Origin of the sequence: Methylomonas sp. EFPC3 (genome assembly GCF_029643245.1) — a bacterium.
Lineage (GTDB): Bacteria > Pseudomonadota > Gammaproteobacteria > Methylococcales > Methylomonadaceae > Methylomonas > Methylomonas koyamae_B.
Genome location: NZ_CP116398.1, coordinates 1,349,497 through 1,373,924 on the forward strand (window position 1 = coordinate 1,349,497; position 24,428 = coordinate 1,373,924).

General features: G+C 51.6%; 21 protein-coding genes. 7 read left to right on the plus strand and 14 right to left on the minus strand.

The features are described 5' to 3' along the window. Nucleotides 1-172: 172 nt before the first annotated feature. A complete protein-coding gene (locus PL263_RS06055; RefSeq protein ID WP_140911581.1) occupies nt 173-712 on the minus strand; it encodes a hypothetical protein in 540 nt (179 codons plus the stop codon). Between the two features lie 283 nt (nt 713-995). On the opposite strand from PL263_RS06055, the gene PL263_RS06060 reads away from it, so the two are divergent. After that, nucleotides 996-2,408, plus strand: coding sequence for a PhoH family protein (locus PL263_RS06060; protein WP_140911582.1), 1,413 nt, complete (start codon nt 996-998; stop codon nt 2,406-2,408). Nucleotide 2,409: 1 nt separating this feature from the next. Here the strand turns inward: PL263_RS06060 and PL263_RS06065 are convergent, their stop codons facing one another. The 13 genes from PL263_RS06065 to PL263_RS06130 all read right to left on the minus strand — a co-directional run bounded on the left by PL263_RS06065 (nt 2,410) and on the right by PL263_RS06130 (nt 15,735). After that, the gene (locus tag PL263_RS06065; protein WP_278212154.1) at nt 2,410-3,510 is read right to left on the minus strand and encodes an AI-2E family transporter; all 1,101 of its coding nucleotides are present in this window, start codon (nt 3,508-3,510) and stop codon (nt 2,410-2,412) included. 64 nt (nt 3,511-3,574) lie between these two features. Beyond that, nucleotides 3,575-3,874, minus strand: coding sequence for an STAS domain-containing protein (locus PL263_RS06070; protein WP_278212155.1), 300 nt, complete (start codon nt 3,872-3,874; stop codon nt 3,575-3,577). Nucleotides 3,875-3,911: 37 nt separating this feature from the next. Further along, the gene (locus PL263_RS06075; RefSeq protein ID WP_278212156.1) at nt 3,912-5,114 is read right to left on the minus strand and encodes a methyl-accepting chemotaxis protein; all 1,203 of its coding nucleotides are present in this window, start codon (nt 5,112-5,114) and stop codon (nt 3,912-3,914) included. A 5-nt stretch (nt 5,115-5,119) separates the two neighbouring features. Next, a complete protein-coding gene (locus PL263_RS06080; RefSeq protein ID WP_278212157.1) occupies nt 5,120-6,178 on the minus strand; it encodes a chemotaxis response regulator protein-glutamate methylesterase in 1,059 nt (352 codons plus the stop codon). An 8-nt stretch (nt 6,179-6,186) separates the two neighbouring features. Beyond that, nucleotides 6,187-6,822 (minus strand): chemoreceptor glutamine deamidase CheD, encoded by a 636-nt coding sequence (gene cheD / locus PL263_RS06085; protein WP_140911587.1) that lies wholly within the window; start codon nt 6,820-6,822, stop codon nt 6,187-6,189. Beyond that, nucleotides 6,819-7,670, minus strand: a complete 852-nt coding sequence (locus tag PL263_RS06090; RefSeq protein WP_278212158.1) for a protein-glutamate O-methyltransferase — start codon at nt 7,668-7,670, stop codon at nt 6,819-6,821. The genes cheD and PL263_RS06090 overlap by 4 nt, the downstream gene beginning before the upstream one ends. 21 nt (nt 7,671-7,691) lie before the next feature. Then, nucleotides 7,692-8,198 carry an STAS domain-containing protein gene (locus tag PL263_RS06095; RefSeq protein WP_278212159.1) on the minus strand — a complete coding sequence of 169 codons (507 nt, stop codon included), beginning with the start codon at nt 8,196-8,198 and terminating at the stop codon, nt 7,692-7,694. Further along, on the minus strand, nt 8,198-8,962 hold the full coding sequence (locus PL263_RS06100) for a ParA family protein (RefSeq protein ID WP_140911590.1): 765 nt from the start codon (nt 8,960-8,962) through the stop codon (nt 8,198-8,200). The genes PL263_RS06095 and PL263_RS06100 overlap by 1 nt, the downstream gene beginning before the upstream one ends. Continuing rightward, nucleotides 8,959-9,435, minus strand: coding sequence for a chemotaxis protein CheW (locus PL263_RS06105; protein WP_140911591.1), 477 nt, complete (start codon nt 9,433-9,435; stop codon nt 8,959-8,961). The genes PL263_RS06100 and PL263_RS06105 overlap by 4 nt, the downstream gene beginning before the upstream one ends. Nucleotides 9,436-9,479: 44 nt before the next feature. After that, the gene (locus tag PL263_RS20345) at nt 9,480-12,677 is read right to left on the minus strand and encodes a methyl-accepting chemotaxis protein (RefSeq protein ID WP_347568938.1); all 3,198 of its coding nucleotides are present in this window, start codon (nt 12,675-12,677) and stop codon (nt 9,480-9,482) included. A gap of 33 nt (nt 12,678-12,710) precedes the next feature. Next, entirely contained in the window at nt 12,711-13,235 is a 525-nt protein-coding gene (locus PL263_RS06120) for a chemotaxis protein CheW (RefSeq protein WP_278212160.1), read from the minus strand. A gap of 16 nt (nt 13,236-13,251) precedes the next feature. After that, nucleotides 13,252-15,330: a chemotaxis protein CheA gene (locus tag PL263_RS06125; RefSeq protein ID WP_278212161.1), complete on the minus strand. Its 2,079-nt coding sequence runs from the start codon at nt 15,328-15,330 to the stop codon at nt 13,252-13,254. Nucleotides 15,331-15,369: 39 nt separating this feature from the next. Then, nucleotides 15,370-15,735, minus strand: a complete 366-nt coding sequence (locus PL263_RS06130; RefSeq protein WP_222101874.1) for a response regulator — start codon at nt 15,733-15,735, stop codon at nt 15,370-15,372. 250 nt (nt 15,736-15,985) lie between these two features. Here PL263_RS06130 and PL263_RS06135 point away from each other — a divergent pair, with 250 nt between their 5' ends. The 6 genes from PL263_RS06135 (at nt 15,986) to PL263_RS06160 (ending at nt 24,400) form a co-directional block, all read left to right on the plus strand. Continuing rightward, a complete protein-coding gene (locus PL263_RS06135) occupies nt 15,986-16,582 on the plus strand; it encodes a GspH/FimT family pseudopilin (protein WP_278212162.1) in 597 nt (198 codons plus the stop codon). 19 nt (nt 16,583-16,601) lie between these two features. Next, complete coding sequence (pilV, locus tag PL263_RS06140) at nt 16,602-17,090, plus strand: type IV pilus modification protein PilV (protein ID WP_278212163.1); 489 nt, start codon at nt 16,602-16,604, stop codon at nt 17,088-17,090. A 53-nt stretch (nt 17,091-17,143) separates the two neighbouring features. Further along, complete coding sequence (locus tag PL263_RS06145) at nt 17,144-18,253, plus strand: PilW family protein (RefSeq protein ID WP_186289509.1); 1,110 nt, start codon at nt 17,144-17,146, stop codon at nt 18,251-18,253. 164 nt (nt 18,254-18,417) lie between these two features. Continuing rightward, nucleotides 18,418-18,975: a PilX N-terminal domain-containing pilus assembly protein gene (locus tag PL263_RS06150; RefSeq protein WP_278212164.1), complete on the plus strand. Its 558-nt coding sequence runs from the start codon at nt 18,418-18,420 to the stop codon at nt 18,973-18,975. Between the two features lie 31 nt (nt 18,976-19,006). Next, complete coding sequence (locus tag PL263_RS06155; RefSeq protein ID WP_278212165.1) at nt 19,007-23,959, plus strand: PilC/PilY family type IV pilus protein; 4,953 nt, start codon at nt 19,007-19,009, stop codon at nt 23,957-23,959. A 9-nt stretch (nt 23,960-23,968) separates the two neighbouring features. After that, a complete protein-coding gene (locus PL263_RS06160; RefSeq protein WP_140913813.1) occupies nt 23,969-24,400 on the plus strand; it encodes a type IV pilin protein in 432 nt (143 codons plus the stop codon). Nucleotides 24,401-24,428: the final 28 nt, after the last annotated feature.

The window sequence follows — 24,428 nt, forward strand, 5'->3', positions numbered from 1 at the left end:
GCTGTTGCAGGCGCTTTTGCCGCCGGCTTTTTCGCAATCTTTTTCGTCGGCGAGCTGCCTGACACCGGTGGTTCGGCTACGCTGCTACAACCTGCTCCGAGAAGCAAAAACGGGACCAGGGCCAACAAACATTTATTTTTCATTAGTGATGCCAATTCAAACAGATAAAAAGTTAAAACAGTTCGATCTCGTCCGGACGGCTCTGTGCACTTGCCTGAGCAAACAACAATAGCGCCTCTTCGATGCTCTTACCTTGATGGATGGCGTCGAACATGACTTTTTCCGACTCCATCGTGTAGCGGCTGCGAATACTTTCCTGAAATTTGTGCCACTCCAGCGGATTGTATAGCCGGTGCGGCGTCTCGATGATCTCGGACAAGCCCTTCAGGTTGTTCGAGACGTGCTGCAGGCATTGCTGCATGCGATCGTAGAATTGAAACGCCACGATCGCCTGATTGATCTTGTCCTGCATCGACTCGCAATAGCCTAAAGCCGCAGCGGACGAGTCGTTCGGGGCGACCAAGGCTAAAAACTCGTGAATTTTCTGCATATCGTCGACCATATGGGTAAACGTACTGGCCAATGCGTTAACCGATTCGTCGCCGTCTTTAATGCTGCTTTCAACTTGGGCCACCGAGACCGTCAACAGCTTGATCGTCTCCCTGATTTGGCTCCAATCCAAGTCGGGCTGGTTTGATACTGAATAATTCATAAAGCAATCCTGGAAGTAAATGTATCGATTCGAGATCGACGGCCAGCGCGGGTATTGTAACCGACTATGCGCTTCGGCATGGCGTCGGCTTAAGTATAGAAAATTCGCCGATTTCAGCGCGCTTGCCGGCCGCTTTTTTGATTCCGTCCGGCAGCCGCCGCTTTAGCGGAATTTAAGCCGAAATCCCGCCCGGTTGACGATGGCGCGCGGGATGGAGTAGAAAGACAAACAGTGGCACGCCTCCATGCTTGCCAACGCCGCAACCGATCTTGAAAAGGAACCCATGAATATACAATCCGCCGGTAAAAAATTGTTCGTCCTGGACACTAACGTCTTGATGCACGATCCGACGTCAATCTTCCGGTTTCAGGAGCACAACGTATTCATCCCGATGGTGGTATTGGAAGAGCTGGACCACGCCAAGAAAGGCCTATCAGACGTATCGCGTAACGTCCGCCAAGTCAGCCGGTTTCTGGACGAGTTGATCCGCGACGCCGACCAGCAATCGATCAAAGACGGCCTGCCGCTGTCCCGGATCGAGCACGGGCTGGCCGGCGAGCGCGAATTCGACGGTCGCCTGTTTTTTCAAACCCGGCAATTGTCGCATCTGTTACCAGCCGATCTGCCGGGCCAAATCGCCGACAACTCCATCCTCAGCATCGTGCTGGCTTTGAGCAAGGAATATCCGGACGTCAACGTGATTTTGGTGTCGAAAGACATCAATATGCGCATCAAAGCCGCCGCGCTGCAAATCAACGCCGAGGATTACCACAACGACCAGACCATCGAAGACATCGACCTGCTTTACAGCGGCAGCCTGGCACTGGATGCCGACTTCTGGGACGAAAACGGCGGCAAGATGGAATCCTGGCAGGAAAACAACAACACCTACTACCGGATCAACGGGCCGGCGGTCAGGGAGTGGTATCCGAACCAGTACCTGTACATGGAGGGCGAGGACAGCTTCGAGGCGATCGTAAAAAGCTGCGACGGCGAGACCGCGGTGCTGCAATTGGCGCGGGACTTCCGGACTAAACACAATAATATCTGGGGCATTTTCGCCAAAAACCGGGAGCAAAATTTTGCGTTGAATGCGTTGATGGATCCGGAAGTGGATTTCGTAACCCTGATCGGCTCGGCCGGTACCGGCAAAACCCTGCTGGCATTGGCGGCCGGCCTGTCGCTGACGCTGGAGCGGAAGCTGTATCAGGAAATCATCATGACCCGCGAAACCATGCCGGTCGGTCAGGACATTGGCTTTTTGCCGGGTAGCGAGGAAGAAAAGATGGCGCCGTGGATGGGCGCGCTGATGGACAATCTGGAACTGCTCGGCAGCCGGGCCGGCAATACCGAATGGGAACAAGGCGCGTCGCAAAACGTCGTGATGAACCGGGTAAAAATCCGCTCGCTTAATTTCATGCGCGGCCGCACCTTCCTCAACCGCTATCTGATTATCGACGAAGCCCAAAACCTGACGCCGAAGCAACTGAAAACCCTGATTACCCGTGCCGGACCGGGTACCAAAATCATCTGCATCGGCAATCTGGCGCAGATCGATACGCCCTACCTGACCGCGACCAGTTCCGGTCTGACCTACGTGGTGGACCGCTTCAAAAACTGGCCCAATAGCGCTCACATCACCTTGCGCCGCGGCGAACGCTCGCGTTTGGCCGATTTTGCCTCGGACAATTTGTAAACTAGCCCGCCAACGTGCCGTTGGCTTCCCAGCGCGGCCACGCCGTTAACACAGCCTTAACCAGCGTGGCCAATGGGATTGCGAAAAATACGCCCCAGAATCCCCACAAGCCGCCGAAGAACAAAATCGCAACGATGATCGCTACCGGATGCAAATTGACCGCCTCCGAGAACAGCAGCGGCACCAAAATCACGCCGTCCAAGGCTTGGATCACCGAATAGGCGACGAACACGTACATGAACTGGTCGCCGCCGCCGACTCCCCATTGTACATAAGCCACGCCCAGCACCGGAAAGGTGACCAAGGTTGCGCCGACGTAGGGAATCACCACGGACAATCCCATCAATACTGCCAGCAACATTGCGTAATTCAAACCCAGCCACCAAAACACCAGATAACTTATCGCCCACAAGATGAAGACTTCGACAAACTTGCCGCGCACGTAGTTGGAGATTTGTTTGTCGACTTCCTGCCAGACTCGCAGGCTCAAGCTGGTGTCGGCGGGCAGGAACTGTAACATCCACCCCAGCAGCACCTGTTTGTCTTTCAAAAAGAAAAACACCATTAACGGCACCAGAAACAGGTAAATGATTACGGCCACCAAGCCGACGAAGGATTGGGCGGAGCCCGATATCAGATCCTGGCCGTATTTGAGCAAATCCTGTTGGATCGAGAACATGATTTCCCGAATCCGGGTTTCCGAAATCAACTCCGGATGGCGTTCCGGAAAGCGCATGATCTCGGCTTGGGTTCTGGACACGATTTCCGGGATGTGCTGAACCAATTGTACGGTCTGTTCGGATACCATCGGTACCAACACGAACAGCACGAAACCGAGCACCGCCGTAAAGGCAAAAAACACCAGATGCACCGCGAGTAGCCGCGCCACGCCGCGCAACTCCAATTTGACGACCAGGCCCTCCAGCAGATACGCGAGTACCACGGCAACGAATACCGGCATCAACAGCCCCAACAGACTGTATATCAGCAGGAAACCGCCCAACAGTATTATCGCCAACCCGGCCACCTGCGAATTGGGTAAGAAACGCCGTAAAAAAAGGCGCACGATGCCGTGACTGGAATTATTGCTGTACTGGTTCATGGAGCGCTGACGAAGGTCCGGCAAGAGCCGGCACCCAACTACCGGACGGGAAAAAGGAAAGGCGTTAAACTAAAGAGAATAGTTTATCGAAATTGGCGATTTCCAGAATTTTTTTTACTTCGGCGCGAGCGTTCTTTATCCGGATCGCCGACTTGTCGCCGCCGACTTTATCGCGCAACACCAACAACATCCCCAGCGCTGAGCTGTCCATGTATTCGGTGCCGGTCAAATCGACGTCAATCTGTTTCACGCCGCTCTCAGCCAGCTTGGTGGCTTCGCGAAACTCGTTATGCAAACCGAAATCGAATTTTCCGCTGACCTTAATGTGTAATACGCCAGAATCGGCTCTTGCCTCAATACCCATAGCTTCTCCTTATCGCAAAATTGCCCGAACGGCAAACTCAGAACAAATCCACATCGCCTTCGTCCATAGACGATTGCGATACCACGCGGTAGTTACCGGCCTGCCATTGTTGTTTCATCTGCCTTAAACGATCCGATCCCTGCCCCAATTCCAACTGCCACTCCTTGCGGTTTCCCGCTTTGAACGTCGCCATACCGATGGCAACTTCGTCTTTCAATGCGGCGAAATGGTCAAGGTTAGCCTGCATCTGTTCGATCAATTGGCGGGCCATGTCTTCGAACTGCAGCCCTCTGACGGCGTTGCCCACACTGACTTCTATCTTCCCGGTCAGTTGGGAAATCTCGTCCACGTTTCGGGCGACGTTTGCATTGATCGTGCTGATATCGAACATCATCTTGTCGATATTGGCTTTGGAACTTAACGCAAGGTTCATGTCCTTCGACGCCATCACTTCGATCATATCGCGAGCATTGCGGATGTTATCTTTGGACGCTTTGACAACCGCCTTGATTTCTTCGCTGAACTTATCGGAGTTTTTCGATAAATTGCGCACCTCGCCGGCCACGACGGCGAACCCTCTCCCCGCCTCGCCTGCCCGCGCCGCTTCGATGGCCGCGTTCAACGCCAACAGATTGGTTTGGTCGGCGATTTTCTGCACATCGCCCAGTAATTTTTCGACATGGGCCATGTGGTCGCCGACGTCGTTGATCACGGCGACCATTTCCACGCTTTGCTTACTGATTTGCACAATGTGGTCGATAAAAAATTGCAAAACTTTATCGGTTTCGTGGGTGAAACTGGTGAAATTGATATGCGCACTGTCCCGCTCAACACTATCTTCCAAATCCGATACCAGCGAGCAAACCACCGTTGACTGGCCGCTGGTCAAGGCATGTAAATTGTTGAAGCTATTCGACATGGTGCTGACCGCATCCGCCAACATCGCCTTCAATTGGTTAAGCTCGCTGCGAAAAGTGCTGCTTTCCTGTTCGATGCAATCGCTCAGGTGAATCAGATAACTGTCAACCGCCCTGGATATGTCCGTTTCATTTTGCTCGCCTTGAGCGGCTTGCCGGAGCATGCCGACTGCCTGTATACGAAACGTGCGGAACATCCACAGCAGGCTGATTAATCCAGTAGCAGCCCAATACACCCGGGTATCGGCAATCAATAACGGCAGCGCTAACACCACAGCGGTCAAGCCAATCAAAACACCGTTATCCTTAAAAAACTGCACCATATAATCTATTCCGCCAGGGCTAAAAGTTTTTCCGCTATTCGGTTCAAGGATAGCACATGATGCGCGGCACCCAGTTTGAAGGCCTCCCCAGGCATACCCCAGACTACGCTGGAAGCCTCATCCTGCACGATATTGATCGCCCCGGCCTCGCGCATCTCCAGCATGGCTTTGGCGCCGTCCGCCCCCATACCGGTCAACATCACGCCGATGGCGTTACCGCCCACGTTTTGCGCTACCGAACGAAACAAAACTTCAACCGACGGTCTATGCCGATTCACTGGCGGACCGTCGTCCAAGCGGCAAATGTAGCGGGCACCGTCGCGGGCAACCAGCAAGTGGCGATCGCCGGGCGCAATGTAGACATGCCCTGGCACTATCGGCTGCCCATCCTCGGCCAAGCCCACTGTCATGTCGGTAGCATCATTGACGTGCTTGGCGAACGAAGCGCTAAAGGCTAGCGGGAGGTGCTGGGCAATCACGATCGCGGGGGTGGTCCGCGGCAAAGTCCTCACCAAGTGTTTGACCGCCTCGGTTCCGCCGGTGGAGGAGCCTAATGCGACGATTTTGTGCGTAGTCTTGAAATGTTTTTTCATCACGGTGTTTGCCAAGCCGTCGGTATGGCTGGGAATTACGCGGGGGTTGGGCGTTTCCAAAGCCTTTACCCTGGCCTGTGCCGCCACCCGGATTTTACTAACGATTTCGTCGGCATAAGCCCGTAAGCCTTGCGATACGTCAACTTTGGGCTTGGCGACAAAATCGACGGCACCCAAAGCCAAAGCCTCCAAGGTGACTTCGGCGCCTTTTTCGGTCAAGGTCGAAATCATCACCACCGGCATCGGTCGCAAACGCATCAGATTCTTCAGAAACGTCAGACCGTCCATACGCGGCATTTCCACATCCAGCGTCAGCACATCGGGGTTTAACGCTTTGATTTTATCGCGAGCGATCAACGGATCGCTGGCCGTGCCGACGACCTCTATGTCGCCGGCCTCGTTAAAAATTTGCGTCAGCATCTGCCGGATCAAGGCCGAGTCGTCGACGATCAGTAGCTTTATTTTTGCCATGTTCGCCTCTAGAACAACTCGACGCTGCCTTCAACCGGTGCGTCTTTGATGCTGAAACTGTATTGTTTCTCGCGCAGGAAAATGGTCTGGTTATGCAAGTCTTTGATTTTTTTCATTCTGACGCGTCCAGTACGCGGAAAGAAATTGACTTTACGCGGATAGATATCGCCCAAGTCTTGAGAAACCAACTTCAACGCTTCCGTATCGACATAATCCAACACAAATTGCACGTTGCGAGCGCCGACGTCACTCAGCGAAGCAATAATTTTGCCGCCGCCGAATAACTTGACTTCCAAATTCTTTCGTTTTCCGCCATGTTGCAATATGGTGTTGATCAGATGTTCCATGGCGTAATTGCCGTAACGCAAGGCATTGCCCACCACGGCTTCGTCACGCGCGTTCAAACGATTTTGGCTGGTCTCCGGCAACATGAAGTGGTTCATACCGCCGATTCCGGATTCGCAATCGCGAATACATGCCGACACACAAGACCCCAGCACAGTGGTGATCATTTCATCGGCACCGGTAACATAGTAGTCGCCGGGCATCAATTTCGCGGCAATAATTTGGTTTTCCTGATCCCAGTAGCGGTTTATGCCCTCGAAGCCGGCGATCGGTGGTTTTTCGACTGTATGACGGGTCACTTGCGCGCTTTCCTGTAAATAGTGTTTCCAATCGGATCGAAGGCGGTATCCAGCTGATGCAACGATTCCGAATGGCCTATAAACAGACAACCGCCGGTATCGAGCAAACCGGCATAGCGTTCTGCGAGCATGGCTTTGGTTTCGCGGTCGAAATAAATCAATACGTTCCGGCAAAAAATAGCGTCGAAACCGCCGCGCATCGGCCATTCCTGCATCAAGTTCAATTGCCTGAAGGCTATCAATTGACGCAATTCGGCTCTGACGCGCACTTTGTTCGCCTGCCGGCCGCTGCCTTTTTGAAACCAGCGCTTTAATCGCTGCTCGGCAATACCGGTGACGCGCTCTTCGCTATAAACCCCGCTGGCGGCAGTGGCCAACACATTGGTATCGAGATCGGTCGCCAGAATCTTTATATCCCAATCGGCCGGCAACCTTTCTTTTAACGTTATCGCCAACGAATAGGGCTCTTCACCGGTAGAACACCCGGCCGACCAAATTTTGACCTGTTTGACCCCGGCTTTTTTTCTCAAAAGCTCAGGCACCACGGTACTACTCAAATATTCGAAATGGTGGTTTTCCCGAAAAAACGCAGTCAGGTTGGTCGTAACCGCATTGATGAACTCGGTAAACTCGGTGTCGGGATGGTCGGTGAGATACTGACAATATTCTTTAAAGCTGCTCAGACCCAACAGACGAATCCGTTTCGCTAGCCGGGAATAAAACATGTCGAACTTGTCGTCCGGCACTAATATGCCGGAATATTGGCGGGAAATTTTTCGAAGAACATCGAAATCCGCGTGAGTATATTCGAATTCGCGAATACTGCTTGCCATATTGCTTGTAGCCATTCGATAGCCAACCGGAGACGTTTAAAAAAAACCCGAGGCTGCGGTATCGACTTCCAGCATTTCGGAGACGCCTAATAGCTCCGCCGCCTCGATAAACTTATCCGAAGGAAAATCGATCGCCACGACTTTCTGCAACCCTGCGGCCGTCCGTTTCAGGATCACCAGCAATTGAAGAGTCGACGTGTCGATGCTGGCCACCGCCGAGGCGTCTATGTCGATCGCATCGTATCGGCTTAACATTTGCATCAAATTTTGATGCAAATCGGCGACGCCCTGTATATTCAACAACGGTTCCAACGCCAAGCTACCTTTAGCCGACGTTTGCGGCACGGATTCCGATAGTTCGTCGGTTGACGCCGTATCGGAGACGATGGTATCGGTGGCTTCCGTTACCGATGTCACGGCGTCCTCGCCATCGGCGGGTACAGCCGCCGGCATCGCCTCAGCGGCTTGCTCCTCAGGACCCAAGGTTCGCATCCAGGCTAACGGATCGTAGCCAATTAAACTGTTTTCGCCATTTTCAGCCATTACATCACCCTATTTTCCAAAAAGTCTTTGGCCAATTCGGCAAAATCCCGTGCCGAACGGCAGCCTGGACGATACTCAAAAATAGTCTTACCAAAACTCGGGCACTCGGCCAGCAACGCCGTCTCCCTGATCGGTGTCGCCAGAATTTTGCCGGGGAAATAGTTTTTAACCAGATCCAATACATCTGCGGATAACCGCCGCGTCGGTATGTAACGCGACATTACCAACGAAAAACGGTACTGCCGTTGCAACGCCGCCTCGAATTTCTTGATGGTCCCCATCAAATGCGACAAGCCTTGGAGAACGAGATAATCGCTGGTCATCGGAATCAAAATCTCGTCGGCGGCGAACAAGGCATTCGCCACCAGCACGCCCGAAGACGGCGGACAATCGATAAAAATAAAGTCCTGATCCGGATCCGAATGCTCCAAAGCCTTGCGCAGTAAATCGCCGCGACAGGAATCCCCGTCGCTTAGTTGCTCGATTTCTTGAAGGCGTGGGCCGGAGACCACCAGATTCAAATTTTTTCTGGCCGGAATGCATCGACTCTGTAACGAACCGCCATTCAGCATCACTTCATCGATCCCCCCTTGCGGCTGCGGCCCGACGATTCCCAGCGACACCGCCAAGTGGCTCTGCGGATCGAGATCGATCACAGTTACTGCCTTTCCGGATCTGGCCAAAGCGTGGGTCAAATTGACCGAAGTCGTGGTTTTGCCAACACCGCCCTTCTGATTCAGTACGGCTATGACTTTCGCCTTCATTGCAAATTGGCGATATTGATGAACTCTTCCGGATTCAGCAATTTGTCGACATCCAACAGCATCACCATGTGTTTTTTGCCGACATACATGCCTCGCATATATTCGGTATTGATTTTAGTCCCCAAATTCGGCGCGTTTTTAATATCCGCCGGATTAATATCCAACACGTCGGACACGGTATCGGCAACGACGCCCATCACAGTGGTTCCGGCTGCGGTTTGGATACTCATGACAATCACCACCGTCACCGGCGTGTATTCGACTTTTTCCATCTGAAACCGCTCGCGCAAATCGATAATCGGCACAATGGTCCCGCGCAGATTCAGCGCACCTTTGACGAAAGCCGGCGTATTCGGAATCTTACGGATCGGTTCCCAACCCCGGATTTCCTGGACTTTCAAGATATCGATACCGTAAGCGTCTCCCGCCAATTCGAACGTCAGAAATTGTTCAACCTGCTTATTGGTTGCCATGGCTCATCGTCCTCGCCGATCGCTCGATAATGTTTGCAACACCCTCAAAAATCCTGCCATTCGTCATCCGCATCGTTCGATTTAGAGGCAAAGGCAGGCTGCGTATTTGCGGCTGGAGCCGCAACAGGAGCGCTACGCACAACCTCCGCCCGGGCGACCGTGGGGCTATGTCCACGCTGCGCAACAGGTTGTTGACCAATGTTTTTGTCGGTTTTAAAGAAAGCGAGCATCTCGACCATATTGGTAGACAAATCGCTCATCGATACGCTTGCCGCCGAGGCTTCTTCGGCTAATGCAGCATTTTGCTGGGTTATCTCATCCATCTGCGCCACGGCTTGGTTGACCTGGCCGATACCAGCAGACTGCTCGACACTGGCGTCCGCTATCTGGGCCACAATGTCGCCCACTTTTTTGACGCCGGCAACGATTTCGGTGAGCGCCTTGCCGGTTTCATTGACGAACTCGGTTCCGGCCCGAACTTTTTGCACACTGTTTTGAATCAGTTCTTTACTTTCTCTGGCTGCCGTCGCACTGCGCTGCGCCAGATTTCTAACCTCGGTCGCCACCACCGAGAAACCGCGTCCTTGTTCTCCGGCCCTGGCGGCTTCCACCGACGCGTTCAATGCCAACAAATTGGTCTGGAATGCAATTTCGTCGATGACACCGATGATGTCGGCAATTTTATTGCTGCTCTCGTTGATCTCTTGCATCGCCGCGACCGCAGCCTTAACCACGTTTCCGCCTTTCTCAGCCAGATCTTTGGCGTTATTGGCTACCAAGTTGGCTTGCTGAGCGTTATCGGCATTGTTTTTCACCGTACTGGTCAGTTGCTCCATGCTGGCAGCCGTTTGCTCCAGATTGGCCGCCTGCTGCTCGGCGCGGTGAGACAAGTTATTGTTTCCACTAGCAATTTCTTGCGACGAGTTATTGATAAAATGCGCCGACTCGCTGACTTGGCCAAATATCTCGTTCAATTTGTCTATCGTGCTGTTGATGTCGTTCTTGCATTTCAAGTAGGTGCCCCGGTAATCGCGATCGATACGATTGGTCAAATCACCTTCCGCCATACTCTGCATTGTGCTGCCGATATCGCTGAATACGTTTTCGATGACGTCGGTCAATTCGTTAATGCCTGCACTGAGCGAGGCAAAAAAGCCTTGCTTGTTGCCCAACTCGATTCGACTGGAGAGCTCTCCAACTTTTACCGCCTCGACGATTTCAGCTATTTCGCGTTCGATCTTCACTTCGTGGGTTCTATCGAGCCACTCGACTACGGTGCCGATCCGGTTGCCTTCTGCGTCTATGACCGGATTGGCGATAATATTCATATGGCGGCTACCGATTTCCAGGCCTGATTTGTAAGTCGATTCCAATTTGGCCAACATACCGCGCTGATGGCTCGGATTTTTATGAAATTGGTCGATATTTGCCCCCATCAATTTAGCCGAATCAAAGTGGGGTAACTGCTGACGAATATCCTGTTCGGCGTTTTTGAACAACTCCACTACCGCTCTGTTCATGTACATAATTTCCAAGTTACTATTCGCCAACATCACGCACGAACTGACGTTATCCAACGCCCGTTCGACGCGGGTGGCTTTTATGGCTCGTTCCCGTGTGTTGGAAATGTCGACATTCAGATTGACTTGCATCATTTGCAAGCTGCGTAGTAAATCGCCCAGTTCGTCGTGCCCGTCCAAGTGAATGGTGCTACGGAAATTACCCTCTGTGATTTTGGCAAATACCCCTTTCACAGTACGCAGATTCGAAATGATGTGGCGGACAATCGCGAACCCGATCAGCGCTACGATCACTATCAATCCGCTTACCGCTGCGAACTGACGATATTTTTCCTGCTCCAGTCCATCGACCCGTTTCTGCAACATGCTTCTCAATAACGGACTTGCGGCATCGTATAAGGCATTCACCGCTTGCAAGGCCAACGCACCGGAAGCCGCGATGCGGTCCGGCGAAACGTTCACCGCCGACGCCAGATATAAATTTTGTTTGATCAAATCGGAAAACTTTGCCGTGTCGCCGAACAGTATCTCCTGCTTGTCGGCCAGCGCCGTTTTCGCTTCGGCATCGGCGGCATACGCCACCGCCAAATCATGTTCGGTTTCTCCAAGCCTTTCGCCGATATGCTGGTCGACCACGGCCATTTCGATTTTGGCTTGCGGGTCCAGACTAGTCCCGGCTTTTGCCAATACAACCGCATTCGCCATGTGCTCGCTGACATGGTCGATTAATTCCGGTAGCCGTATCGAGACAACGTTCATCACATAATAGGTGCCTACCTCGGGATCGAGCGTCAGGTTCGACTGGTCGCTAACATGAATCATCAGCTTGGTAACGTTCTCAACCAACTCGCTGTGCTTAGCCAAACTGGCTTGCGCAGTCAGCTGCGCAGCGTTTTGCGGCTCGAGTAGCGCCCAATCACTTTTGATTTTTTGCCAAGCTTCGGTGCTGTTGAATTCAGCGCCAAACTCGGCATCTACCGCATCCGCTGCTTTTATCGCGTCGGCAACCCGTTTGCCAGACTGGCTCAATGCGGCGGAGTCGGGATTACCGGCCGCAGACAAGGCCAGATAGCTTGCTCCTCGATGTTCGGTCAATTGGACAAGCAAATGTTTCAACGATTTTAGATAATCTACGCCGCGGATTTCTTTTCTGGCGAATTCGATATCAGCGTTTTTGTCTTGGTTGACCATCCCCAGCAAAACCGCGCCGGGCAGCAGCAACAGCAGCGCGAATAACACCAGTTTGGCGGTTATGTTCAGCCGATTGACGAAATTGATCTTATCGACAAACCGATCCGATCTGATCTGGCTCTTCTTATTACGGACACTGTCGTACAAAAGCTCTGCCGCGCGGATTTGCTCCCGACTCGGTGCATAGCGGGCGGAGACGTAACCGGTGACCTTGCCTTGCTCGAAAACAGGCGAAACGTTTGCTTCCACCCAATAGTGATCGCCTGATTTACAGCGATTTTTCACTAAATTCCGCCAAGGCTTACCTTTGGAAATCGTACTCCACAAGTCGGCGAACGCTTCCGGCGGCATATCCGGGTGGCGAACGATATTGTGGTTCTGGCCGAGCAATTCCTCTCTCGAAAATCCGCTGATTTCGACAAAGGCTTCGTTAACGTCGACAATCCGACCTTTTAAATCGGTCTTAGTAACCAGGATGGTGCCTTCTTTCATCAACACTTCACGGTCGGTTACCGGATGGTTTATCTTCATTTTGAACGCTCCTTAGCCGCTAATTTTCTTGCTTTATTTGTTCGAATTGTCATTTTCATCATTTACACCATCGAGACTGAGTAGTTTATCGACGTCCAACAGCATAACCATCCGGCCGCCCACTGAAGCCAGACCGGTTATGAACTCGGTACTGACCTTGGCCCCAAAATCGGGTGCGGTTTGAATCTGTTTTTTATTGACGTCCACTACGTCGGAAACCGCATCGACCACCACGCCCATAATTCTAGTCCGGTCTGCAACTTTAGCCTGTAGCACCACCACCACCGTAAGCGCGGTATATTCGCAGCGTCCGAGTTGAAACCGCTCTCGTAAGTCGATGATGGGTACGATGGCACCGCGCAGATTAACGACGCCTTTTTCGTAAGCGGGGACGTTCGGAATACGCGACACGGGTTCCCAGCTCCTGATTTCCTGAACCCTTAAAATATCGACCCCGTATTCTTCCCGGCCCAGGGTAAAACTCAAAAACTGCAACAGATGTTCCTGATTGATGGCTTCCGCCTGTTCGGAGGTAATCGTTTCGGCGTTATGAGTCATATTTAATTCGCGGCAATTATTGATTTGATAATCGGACCAATCCTGGAATATCCAAAATTAACGCAACCGAGCCGTCGCCGAGGATGGTCGCCCCCGAGACGCCTTCGATCCGCCGATAATTGGCTTCGAGCGACTTAATCACGACTTGCTGTTGGCCCAGCAAGTCGTCAACAAACAATCCGCAGCGTGCGCCTTGCCCCTCAACCACAACGATTAATCCTTCGGTCAGTTTGGTATTTTTGGCGCTGGGTACTTTAAAGATCTCGTGAATGCGGATCACCGGCAGATATTGGCCCCGCAGCAAAAAGGTCTCGCCCTTCCCGGCCACCCGGTTAATAAACTCTTCTCTGACGTGCAGGGATTCAATAATCGAGCCCAACGGTAAAATGTAGGTCTCGTCGCCCACCGCGATCGATTGGCCGTCCAAAATCGCCAAGGTCAGCGGCAAATGGATCGAGATAGTCGAGCCCTTACCCAACTCCGACAAGATTTCGATATCGCCGCCCAAGGCTTGAATATTACGCCTCACCACATCCATACCGACGCCGCGGCCGGAGATGTCTGTCAATTTTTCCGCCGTCGAAAAACCAGGCATGAAGATCAATTCGTATGTCTGTTTTTCGCTCAGTACGGCATCGGCATCAATCAAGCCTTTTTCGACCGCTTTGGCGCGCAGCTTTTCTTTGTCCAAACCTTTGCCGTCGTCCGAAACTTCAATCACGATATTTCCGCCGCGGTGGTACGCCTCCAGGGTAACCGTGCCGGTTTCGGGTTTGCCGGCCGCAACGCGCACTTCGGGCATTTCGATACCGTGATCCAGACTGTTGCGGACCAGATGTACCAGAGGATCGCTCAGCAACTCGACGACGGTTTTATCCACTTCGGTATTTTCGCCGACCAATCGAAGCTCGATTTTTTTACCCAGCTTACTGCTGATGTCATGCGCCAAACGCGGAAAACGGCTGAATACGAAGCTGATTGGCAGCATCCGAATATTCATTACGCTTTCCTGCAATTCGCGCGTGTGACGCTCCAATTGCGATAAGCCGTTTTTTAGCTGATCAAGCTTGTTGATTTCAAAGTGCTCGCCCAACAAACTCAACATCGATTGAGTGATGACCAGTTCGCCAACCATATTAATCAAGGTGTCGATCTTACCGGTATCGACCCGAATCGAGCTTGAGCCTTTGCCGGCAACTTTCCCATCGTCTTTTTTGGCCGATTTAGCATCTGCCGCTTGCGCGCCGGTTTCGTTTCCCGGCTCCGCCTCAGGCCTGGCTTCGACCGCCGCCACGCTGGCAGGCACTGCCGGAATATCAACCGGTTGCTCAACGTGCTCCGCGCCTAACTGATGGATGGGCTGCTTGGCCAAATCGCAGTGGTCTTCCACCCAATCGAAAATTTCGTCGATTTCGCCGGCCGGGATGTTTCCCGCGACGTGCAATTTCCAGGACAAATGGCATTCTTCAGGATCCAGATCGTAAAGACTGGGTACGCCTTGTAAATCAACCGTTGTCGTTAATTCTCCCAGAGCGGCTAATTCTCTGAACATCCTTACCGGTTCATTGCCGGTTTTGAGTAAGTTCAGATGCGGGCTGAACGCGATCGACCAACCGCTCAGTTCCGCAGTATCAGTCTGCTGCGGAGCGGGTTGCTGTAGGATCGGCTGAGCGATTACGCCCCTAGGGTCGCCGGCCGGCTGCCCGGCATTACGCAACTCGTTATCCAAGGCTTGCTTGTGGGCCGAGACCGTCGCCTGATCGATTTCGGCGCCGATCTGGATCGATTGCAACATATCGCGCAAGCAATCGACCGAACCCAGTAAAACGTCTACAGCCGGTTGCGTCACTTTACGCCGACCGTCGCGCATTTCGTCGAGCAAGGTCTCCATCACGTGGGTGAAATCGGACACCGCGTTAAAGCCGAATGTGCCGCTACCGCCTTTTATGGAGTGGGCTGCACGGAAGATAGTATTGATCTCTTCGGCATCAACATCGCCGGTATCCATGTTCAGCAAGCCGGATTCCATCGCATCCAATCCTTCGAAACTTTCTTCGAAGAACACTTGATGAAATTGCGCCATATCGATTGCCATACAACCACCCAAAAATGACTGTCAAGATGCCGTTGGACTTCAGCCCATCACTTTCTTGATCGTTTTCAGTAACTGATCAGGATTGAACGGCTTCACGATCCAGCCGGTTGCTCCGGCATCCTTACCCTGTTGCTTTTTGTCTGACCCCGCTTCCGTCGTCAACATCAACATCGGCGTGAACTTGTAGTTGGGCAGCGCCCGCAGTTCTCTGATCAATTGGATTCCATCCTTGTTGGGCATGTTGACATCGGTCACCACACAATCGAAAGCCTGCCCTTTGGCTTTGTTCAAAGCATCCACACCATCGACCGCTTCCACTACGCTGTAGCCGGCCCCCTTCAGAGTAAACGCCACCATTTGTCTCATCGATGCCGAATCGTCTACGGCAAGAATCGTCGCCACAATTATTTCCTCCAGTTTTGAGTCACAGTAAAAAACGTAGTCGAAATTGCCGTTTTGGCTCCGCCGAGCGTTACTCCAATTCCTAGACGCAGGAAGTGTAGTCAAGCTCCTACAAGAGTGTAGTTACTGAAATCCGATCTTGCGAGGTCGCGCCGAATTTTGTTTCAGCTCTCATAACTTTGTTTGATCCTGTGCTATCTTCCAACTGGCCTCGCAATATACCGCCTAAGAAAACCCGGATTCACTCCCCCCTATGAGCAAACTCAGAGCTGCCGCAGGATTCACCCTGATCGAACTACTGATAGTGGTAACGATCGTCGGCATATTGTCGGCAGTCGCGGTTCCGAGCTTTACCGCAGCAATCAGAAGCAGTCGGCTAACCGCTGCAGCGAATCAATTTATTACTTCGTTAAGTTTTGCCCGTAGCGAAGCTATAAAGCGCGGAAGGATTGTCGTCGTGCGCAAAACCGGTACGAACTGGGAAGAGGGATGGCAGGTGTTTGTTGACGTAGATCGCTCGTCGTCAAGCAAAACAAACGTCTTTAACCAAGATAACGATAACACTCCATGCGAAGACAGCGAGGACTGCAATCTAAGAACTTACGAGTCTTTACCCACCAATTACACATTAAGAGGTAACAATTTCGCCGACTATATTAGCTACAGCCCCACCGGGGAAAGCAATACGTTTGGGTCTTTCGCTATTTGCGACAACTCTGACGGTAACAATACCCCAGAGCAAGGCACAGCAAAACGCATCATTGTGAGCAGTACCGGACGCGTCCGCCTTGGCCAAGATGCCGACCATGACGGAATTCCAGACGGACTGACATCTTGTACATCTCCTTAATCCGAGCGGCAAATTTCTTATGTTAAGCGCCAGTACAGAGCAAAACTTATCCAAGCTTACTAACCAACACGGTGCCAGCCTGATCGAAGTCCTCGTAACCATGCTGATTGTTTCGCTGGGCCTACTGGGTCAAGCAGGTGTCATAGCATTGTCGGCAAAAGCCAGCCACAGTGCGTTTCTCAGGAGTCAAGCGACACTATTAAGTTACGACATAGTGGAGCGTCTAAGACTAAATCGTGCTCAGGCCGTTGCCGGAAATTTTACGATCAACTTTGCCCCTGCCGGCAGTAGCCCAAGTGGAAGCGTGCCCAGCGGTACAGAGATTCAGAATGTGGAATTAAGGAACTGGAAAACAAATTTAGAAAACTCGTTGCCTAACGGAGATGGTCAGGTAACAGTTGACGGTGGAGGCAACGTCACCATTAACATACGTTGGAGCGAAGTAGTCAAAGGCGCAGCCGACGGAACGATTGCGCCTACAACATTTACCACCCAAAGCCTTATATGAGTTCCCAGCGGACATTACCACATTTGCCGTCTGTCTCCCGCACCATGTCGGGTGTGACATTGATCGAGCTTATGATTTCGCTGACTATCGGTCTGGTCATCATAGCGGCAATCGGATACGTATTGCTCGGCTCCCGGCAAAGTTTCCGCAGCCAGGACGCCTTGGCGCGGATGCAGGAAGGTGCCCGTACAGCTTTTAACATTATTGCAAAAGACATTCGTATGACGGGATTTCGGGGCTGTCCAGTCAACGCAGCAGCTGGCGGGGATATCAATGTTCTGGTCAACAGTACCGATTGGGACAAAAATCTGATAGCTCAACCCTTAATAGGTTACGAAAAAGCCACCGCGGCGGCCTGGAGCGCTTTTCCGGCAGGAGTGACCGGTGTGGTCGGAAACGTTGTCGCCGGCGACGCCTTAACTATCCTCCATTCCGACAATACTCAAGAATACATCGTATCCGCTCATACTCCGACGTCGAATCCGCCGCAATTTACTCTGACCGCCAATCACGACATCAAGCAAGGCCAGATTCTTATTGCTGCCAAAGCAAACTGCTCGCGCATAGCGGTGTTTCAAAATACCAAAGAATGCACTTATAACAGTAATGGCAATTGCGGCCATAGTCTGATTCAGCATAATGCCGTTACCCCATGCAGTAGCGGAAATAGCCGAAAAGGACTCGGCAATCCGATTGGTTCTTGTCCGGACGGTACTAGCGATACGTTCGATGCCGGCTCGAGAATATTTCGGTTAAGTGCTACGACTTATCACATTCGCCTCAATAGCAGCAACGAACCGTCCTTGTATCGCCAAGTTTTATCGACATCCGGCGGCGCGCCGACCAATACCGCCGAAGAGCTGATCGAAGGCGTGCAGGACATGCAAATTTCGTATGCGGTAGATACCGGAACCGACGGTGCGGTCGATGCATACGTTACAGCCACCAATGTGACCGATTGGTCGAAAGTTTTAGGCATTCGCGTCAGCTTATTAATGGTCTCCCGTCAAGACGAACAAGGGCTTACCAGTTCCCCACAGCAGTACGCTATCGACACAAACGCAGACGGCGATGTCGCAGACACTGGCGAAACGGTCACACCGTCCGACTACTTGTTGCGCAAAGTATTTACGACCACAATTGCCATTAAAAATCGATTATGAAACGGGCTCGTCAATTAAAGTCAGCGGTTCTTCTTAAGCCGGCCCTATTTAACACTGGGATTCCGTTCGGGCTGAGCTTGTCGAAGCCCCAAATGGAGCGCCCTTCGACAAGCTCAGCCCGAACGACATTTAACGGCCGGGTTCATAATCATTCGCACCGCGTTATGCGGACAGCAATATCTCCGGGGCATCGCCAAAACGGCGCGACGTTGTTTACCGCCCTAATCTTTTTGATCATCCTTGCTGTATTTGGGGTGAATGTCGCCCAGATGAGCACGCTGGAAGAACGGATGGCCGGAAACAGCCGTAATCAGGACTTGGCGCTACAAGCCGCTGAAGCTGCACTTGAATATGTTGAAAAAAATTTAACAACCGGCATCAAAATACGCACGTTAATTCCGGTTCCCGCCGATACCACCAGCGGCACGGTAACGGGTCCCGGCCTACGAGCAATCAACGTCTGCTTACCCAACAACGCCAGCTATTGGAACGGGACCGGCGCAGCCGATTGCAACGGCACTACTCGCCAATTTGACTGGTCCGACACTACCGCGCTAACTGCAGCGCTTGCGCTCAACCAAATTGCGGCACAGCCGATGTATGTCGTGGAACGTATGCCGAATGAAGGTTCAACGGAAAAATACCGTGTGACCACGCGGGCTATCGGCGGCGATAGTAATGCAATCGTTATTCTGCAAGCCTTGTTTAGCGTCACCCCTTAGGGATGGGTAACAAATTTTTAGGACAACAACCATGAATAGAATGTCTGCAAGATTATTGTTACAGGCCGTTGCGTTTTTCGCGATTTCCCACGGAGTTTATGCCGCACAACTTAATTTGGCCGATACCCCGTTGTTCCTAACGTCGTCGACAACGCCAATTTTGATGCTCAACATTTCTAAAGACCACCAGTTGGCATTCAAAGCATTCGACGATTACTCCGACCTTGACAACGACGGCGTTCCGGAAACGTCGTACAAACATAGCTTCGATTACTACGGGTATTTTGACAGTTACAAGTGTTATACCTATAACACGACAAACAAAAGATTTGAGCCTAGCACCACGACCAGCAATAAATATTGCAGTGGGGCATGGAGTGGTAACTTTCTGAATTGGGCCAGTATGACCCGGATAGATACCATACGGAAAATATTGTACGGCGGGAACCGCTCAACCGATACCGGCGACACTACCAGCACGACCACGACAACCACGCCTCCCGTAACCTCTGCCCCGGTTGCAACTGGTCCTGCCTCGCCCGCGACGGCTTACACGTTGACGAACACCTCCCTGACGGATACCACCCAAGGTGAGACATACAACGGAACAGATACCAAATGCTCTCTACTGCCGATAACCAGCGGCGAGACCCTCCCTAGCGGCGATTCAGGCCCCAGCACGACTCAGAACGGCCCAACGACGGATAGTGTTGCGACGAATACCACGCCCACCAATAGTACTCCGGTTACCACGTACACTGAGTCGGCATTGGGTACCGTGACCACGACAACCTATACGACCAGCTACGACAGCTCCTTCAATAGAACGACTTCTACCTTCTACACCACAACCTATACCGCCTCGTATACTGTTACCGTAAAGAAAGACAAGTTATCTGGCGGCATGTGCAGCACCAAGGTGACGCCTTATACCAACACCTACACCAAGACATTCAGCTCTACCAGCACGACCCCTTACCAAACCACCACCACCACTACGACCACAACAATTACAGGCCCGGTTGTCGGCACTACCGTTCTGCAACGCAGTTACCTGCCGAACGATGCCCACAGTTTCGCCAAATTCTACAGCGGGTCCGATCTAACCCAGTTAACCCCGTTCTCCTCAACCGACGTTACTAACGGCATCACGCTATGTAACACAACGGTTTCGAGTACAACCTTGTCGCAAAACGTTACAGACGACCCGTTAATTCGGGTAGCAAAAGGCAATTATTCTTTATGGGCATCTAACGAGCGCTGGCAATGTCGCTGGTCGGAAGAAAAAGCCGCTTCTAACGGTAATGTATCCGCCAGCTCCGGAATCAGCGCCCAAAGCAGCAATCCGAGCAAAGCAAGCCAAGGCTTGGGGTCGCAAGATTATGTGGCTAAGGTGAAAGTATGTGACGCAAACTACATCGGCACCGAAAACTGCAAAATTTATCCTGACGGCACCCGCAAACCAATCGGTTTATTACAAACCTACGGTGACGACGATAAAGTGCGTTTTGGCCTGCTAACCGGTTCGTACGGCAAAAACAAATCCGGCGGGGTCCTTCGCAAAAACGCATCGTCACTATCTGATGAAATCAACGTATCAACGAACGGCACCTTTAAGTCAGCCCCCTCTACCGGCGCAATCATTAACACGTTAGACAAGATGCGAATTTACGGGTACCGCCACGATGATGGTACCTATCACAGTCTAACCGGCAGTGCGGATTGCATCTGGGGATTGAATAGCTTCTCTAACGGTTCCTGCAATAACTGGGGCAACCCACAATCCGAGATATTATTAGAGTCGCTACGTTATCTGGCAGGTAAATCCGCCTCAAAGACATTTTATTCCGACGACTCCAGCTACATCTCCGGCCTTACCACCGCAACTGCCAGCGACCCGGTGATACCAGAGCAGTGGTGCGCCACCCAAAACATTATCCAGTTCAATTCAAGCACCAGTTCTTATGACGGCGACGAACTCAGCGCTGTTACCGATTTGGGCGCCTCAGGCATGGACACGTTGACCAACGCCGTGGGGACCGGGGAAAGCATCCCAGGCAACAGTTACTTCGTCGGCGAAAACGGCACCGATAACAACCAATTGTGTACCGCCAAAACGGTGAGCAGTCTCAGTGGCGTGCGCGGTACTTGCCCAGACGCGCCAAGGCTTGCAGGGTCATATCATATTGCCGGATTGGCGCATTATTCCCATACTAACGATATTCGGTCCGCTTTAAAGGGTAAACAAGTCGTCACCACTTACGGAGTGGCCCTATCGCCGCAGGTTCCGAAAATCGTAGTGCCGGTGCCGGGTAGCTCAACAAAAACCGTGACTATTTTACCGGCCTGCCAAAACACCGATATCGGCGGAAACTGTGCAATCGTCGATTTCAAGATCGTCAGCCAGTCCAGCACCGCGACGACGAACACAGGCAAACTCTATATAAACTGGGAAGACAGCGAACAGGGCGGGGATTTCGATCAGGATCAATGGGGCGTTCTCAGTTACTCGGTCACCTCGACTCAAGTCACTATCACGACCGACGTTATAGCCCAGTCGACTCCCTATCAAATGGGTTTTGGTTACATCATCAGTGGGACAACCCAAGATGGATTCCACGCCCATTCCGGCATCAACACTTACGATTACACCGATCCTCTAGGCGTCACCGCATGCACAAGCTGTAATACCAGTGATGCGGCAACCTCGGTAACCTATACGATCGGTTCGAGCTCAGCGAACAGCTTGCAACAACCGCTGTATTATGCCGCCAAGTGGGGAGGTTTTATCGATGCCAATAACGACAATATACCGAGCACTACTGCCGAATGGGATAGTAATCTGGACGGAAAACCGGACCGCTATTTCTTCGCGATAGATCCCAAAAATTTGGAAACATCCTTGAAAAGTGCATTGGACGATGTTTTGAAGCGTACTGCAGCTGCCTCCGCTGCCGCGGCAAACTCAACCAGCATTCAAAGCGGTACCATGCTATACCAAGCGCAATTCAACTCGACAGATTGGAGCGGACATTTATTTAACTTCCCAGTCAATGCCTCCGGATTTGTGGTGGATGTCAATAACGACGATAAACTTGATATCAACGACGCCAATTGGGATGCGGGGGCGCTAATCCCGTCAGCGGCGGCCCGTAACATCTATACCTTTAACCAATCTGCGGGTACCACTTTTCTGTGGGACAACCTGAGCTCCGGTCAGCAGACGGCTCTTCAGACCAACTCGTCGGGTGTACTCGGTACCGTTACTACCGGTCAAAATCGTTTGAATTGGATCCGGGGGGATTCCAGCAACGAAGTTCATAACGGCGGCAAATTTCGCGACCGTACCGGCTCCGTGTTGGCAGACGTTATCAACTCCGACCCTCTTTACACCAAAAGCGAAAGTTATGGCTACGAAAAATTACCGACCACGGTTTCCGGTCAATCGAGCTACGCCCAATTCGTAACAAACAAAACCAGCGTGTCATCCCCGCGTATTCCGATGATTTACGTCGGCGGGAACGACGGCATGTTGCACGGATTTCGGGCCGATACCGGAAACGTCAACTCCGGCAAAGAGATCATCGCCTATGTGCCTGCCGGTGTCTATGACAAGCTCAGCAAACTCACCGACACGGATTACGCTCACACCTACTACGTAGACGGCTCTCCACATATCAGCGACGCTTACTTAAACGGCTCGTGGAAAACAGTACTCGTAGGGGGCCTAAATAAAGGCGGGAAGTCAATTTACGCGTTGAATATTTCAAATCCTGCCGCATTTAGCCCCGCGGCAGACGTATTGTGGGAGTATCAAGGAACCAGCGCCGATACCGGAAATGTCGGTACAACCGATAGTAACGGACTGGGCTTGACCTACAGTCAACCTCAAATCGGTTTACTGAGTAGCGGCGATTGGGTTGCTATTTTCGGGAATGGTTACAACAGTACATCGGAAAAAGCCTTTCTCTATATCGTCAATTTAACGACCGGTAGTTTAATCAAGAAAATACCAACCAACGCCAGTACCAGCAACGGCCTGTCCACACCAAAACTATACGACAGCAATGGCGATAAAATCATTGATTACGTCTACGCCGGGGATCTGCAGGGTAATCTCTGGAAGTTTGATTTAACGAGTACTTCTGCAACCGGCTGGGGCTTAGCAAACGCCGGCGCGCCGTTGTTTACCGCTGAACGAACGACTGGCGTACCCCAACCGATTACCGCGCAGCCGATTTTGGGGGCTCATTCCGATGGAGGTGTCTTAGTTTTTTTCGGCACAGGCAGATACTTAACCACTACAGATGTAACAAATAATGATGTTCAGACTTTTTACGGTATTTGGGATAAACCTAATACAACGGGCACCGTATCTCGTAGCAATTTAGTCGCGCAAACGATTACCGAAGAAGTGGCCAAAGGCACAACAAAAACGATAAGCGACTGTACTGACGATCCGTTAACCACAACAAACGAGTGCCTAGTAACCTACCAATACAACTTAAGAGGAACTTCGGCAAACTCTGTGGACTATACTAGCAAACGCGGTTGGTATATGGATTTACTGCCTTCCTCTGCTACGCCTGAAGGAGAGAGAGTTATTTCCGGCGCTCTGTTAATGTTAGACCGAATCATATTTTTGACGGCAATTCCATCTTCAGACCCCTGCAGTCCAGGTGGAGTCAGCTGGCTAATGGAACTCAATTTCATGACCGGCGGCGCAACAACTACCTCCTCATTCGATTTAAACGATGACGATAAATTTGATAGCAAAGATTCATTACCCAGCGGAGGATTCGCATCCGGCGCTCAATTCTCAGTCGGTATGGTTAAATCTTTAGTTTGGTTAGATAAAGAAGGCACCGGAATAGCCGTAAAAGAAGGCTCGGGCACCAGCAGTAAAATCGAATCGATTAAAAATAAGGGACAAACGGTTTCCGCAGGAACTGCTAACCGTTTATATTGGTTGCAAATTCAATAAAATAGCGTTATGAAAAATACCTTACAAGATGGTGTTACTCTAATCGAATTGATGGTGACGGTGGGAATCGTCGGAATTCTTGCCGCTATCGCAATTCCATCGTACTCGGAGTACGTTCACAGAGGTAACCGAACCGAAGCCAAAGCTATTCTTTTGGAAACCGCCCAGTTTCTGGAAAGAAACTTCACTGAAAATAATAAGTACGATAAAAACTCTTCGGGAACTAACGTCGTTTTGCCGTTTAGCACGTCTCCCAAAACCGGTACCGCTTTATACAATATCAGTGCCTCGTTAAGTACGACAACTTATACGATCACTGCTACTCCGGTTGCCGGGGGAAGCATGAGCGACGACAAATGCGGGTCTCTGTCCATCGACCAACTTGGGCAAAAGACAGTCGCTTCGGCAACATTAGACGCGAATAGTTGCTGGAAAAAATAGCAAGGCCGGCACCAATTTAATGTTTTTT

Bases quoted from the DNA above. Each gene is read 5' to 3' on its own strand.
- PL263_RS06070 (WP_278212155.1), bottom strand. From the start codon at position 3,874: ATGGGTATTGAGGCAAGAGCCGATTCTGGCGTATTACACATTAAGGTC.
- PL263_RS06120 (WP_278212160.1), bottom strand. From the start codon at position 13,235: ATGACTCATAACGCCGAAACGATTACCTCCGAACAGGCGGAAGCCATC.
- PL263_RS06105 (WP_140911591.1), bottom strand. From the start codon at position 9,435: ATGGCAACCAATAAGCAGGTTGAACAATTTCTGACGTTCGAATTGGCG.
- PL263_RS06065 (WP_278212154.1), bottom strand. From the start codon at position 3,510: ATGAACCAGTACAGCAATAATTCCAGTCACGGCATCGTGCGCCTTTTT.
- PL263_RS06095 (WP_278212159.1), bottom strand. From the start codon at position 8,198: ATGGCTGAAAATGGCGAAAACAGTTTAATTGGCTACGATCCGTTAGCC.
- PL263_RS06075 (WP_278212156.1), bottom strand. From the start codon at position 5,114: ATGGTGCAGTTTTTTAAGGATAACGGTGTTTTGATTGGCTTGACCGCT.
- PL263_RS06160 (WP_140913813.1), top strand. From the start codon at position 23,969: ATGAAAAATACCTTACAAGATGGTGTTACTCTAATCGAATTGATGGTG.
- PL263_RS06155 (WP_278212165.1), top strand. From the start codon at position 19,007: ATGAATAGAATGTCTGCAAGATTATTGTTACAGGCCGTTGCGTTTTTC.
- PL263_RS06135 (WP_278212162.1), top strand. From the start codon at position 15,986: ATGAGCAAACTCAGAGCTGCCGCAGGATTCACCCTGATCGAACTACTG.
- PL263_RS06080 (WP_278212157.1), bottom strand. From the start codon at position 6,178: ATGGCAAAAATAAAGCTACTGATCGTCGACGACTCGGCCTTGATCCGG.
- pilV (WP_278212163.1), top strand. From the start codon at position 16,602: ATGTTAAGCGCCAGTACAGAGCAAAACTTATCCAAGCTTACTAACCAA.
- PL263_RS06055 (WP_140911581.1), bottom strand. From the start codon at position 712: ATGAATTATTCAGTATCAAACCAGCCCGACTTGGATTGGAGCCAAATC.
- PL263_RS06125 (WP_278212161.1), bottom strand. From the start codon at position 15,330: ATGGCAATCGATATGGCGCAATTTCATCAAGTGTTCTTCGAAGAAAGT.
- PL263_RS06060 (WP_140911582.1), top strand. From the start codon at position 996: ATGAATATACAATCCGCCGGTAAAAAATTGTTCGTCCTGGACACTAAC.
- PL263_RS20345 (WP_347568938.1), bottom strand. From the start codon at position 12,677: ATGAAGATAAACCATCCGGTAACCGACCGTGAAGTGTTGATGAAAGAA.
- PL263_RS06090 (WP_278212158.1), bottom strand. From the start codon at position 7,670: ATGGCTACAAGCAATATGGCAAGCAGTATTCGCGAATTCGAATATACT.
- PL263_RS06150 (WP_278212164.1), top strand. From the start codon at position 18,418: ATGCGGACAGCAATATCTCCGGGGCATCGCCAAAACGGCGCGACGTTG.
- PL263_RS06100 (WP_140911590.1), bottom strand. From the start codon at position 8,962: ATGAAGGCGAAAGTCATAGCCGTACTGAATCAGAAGGGCGGTGTTGGC.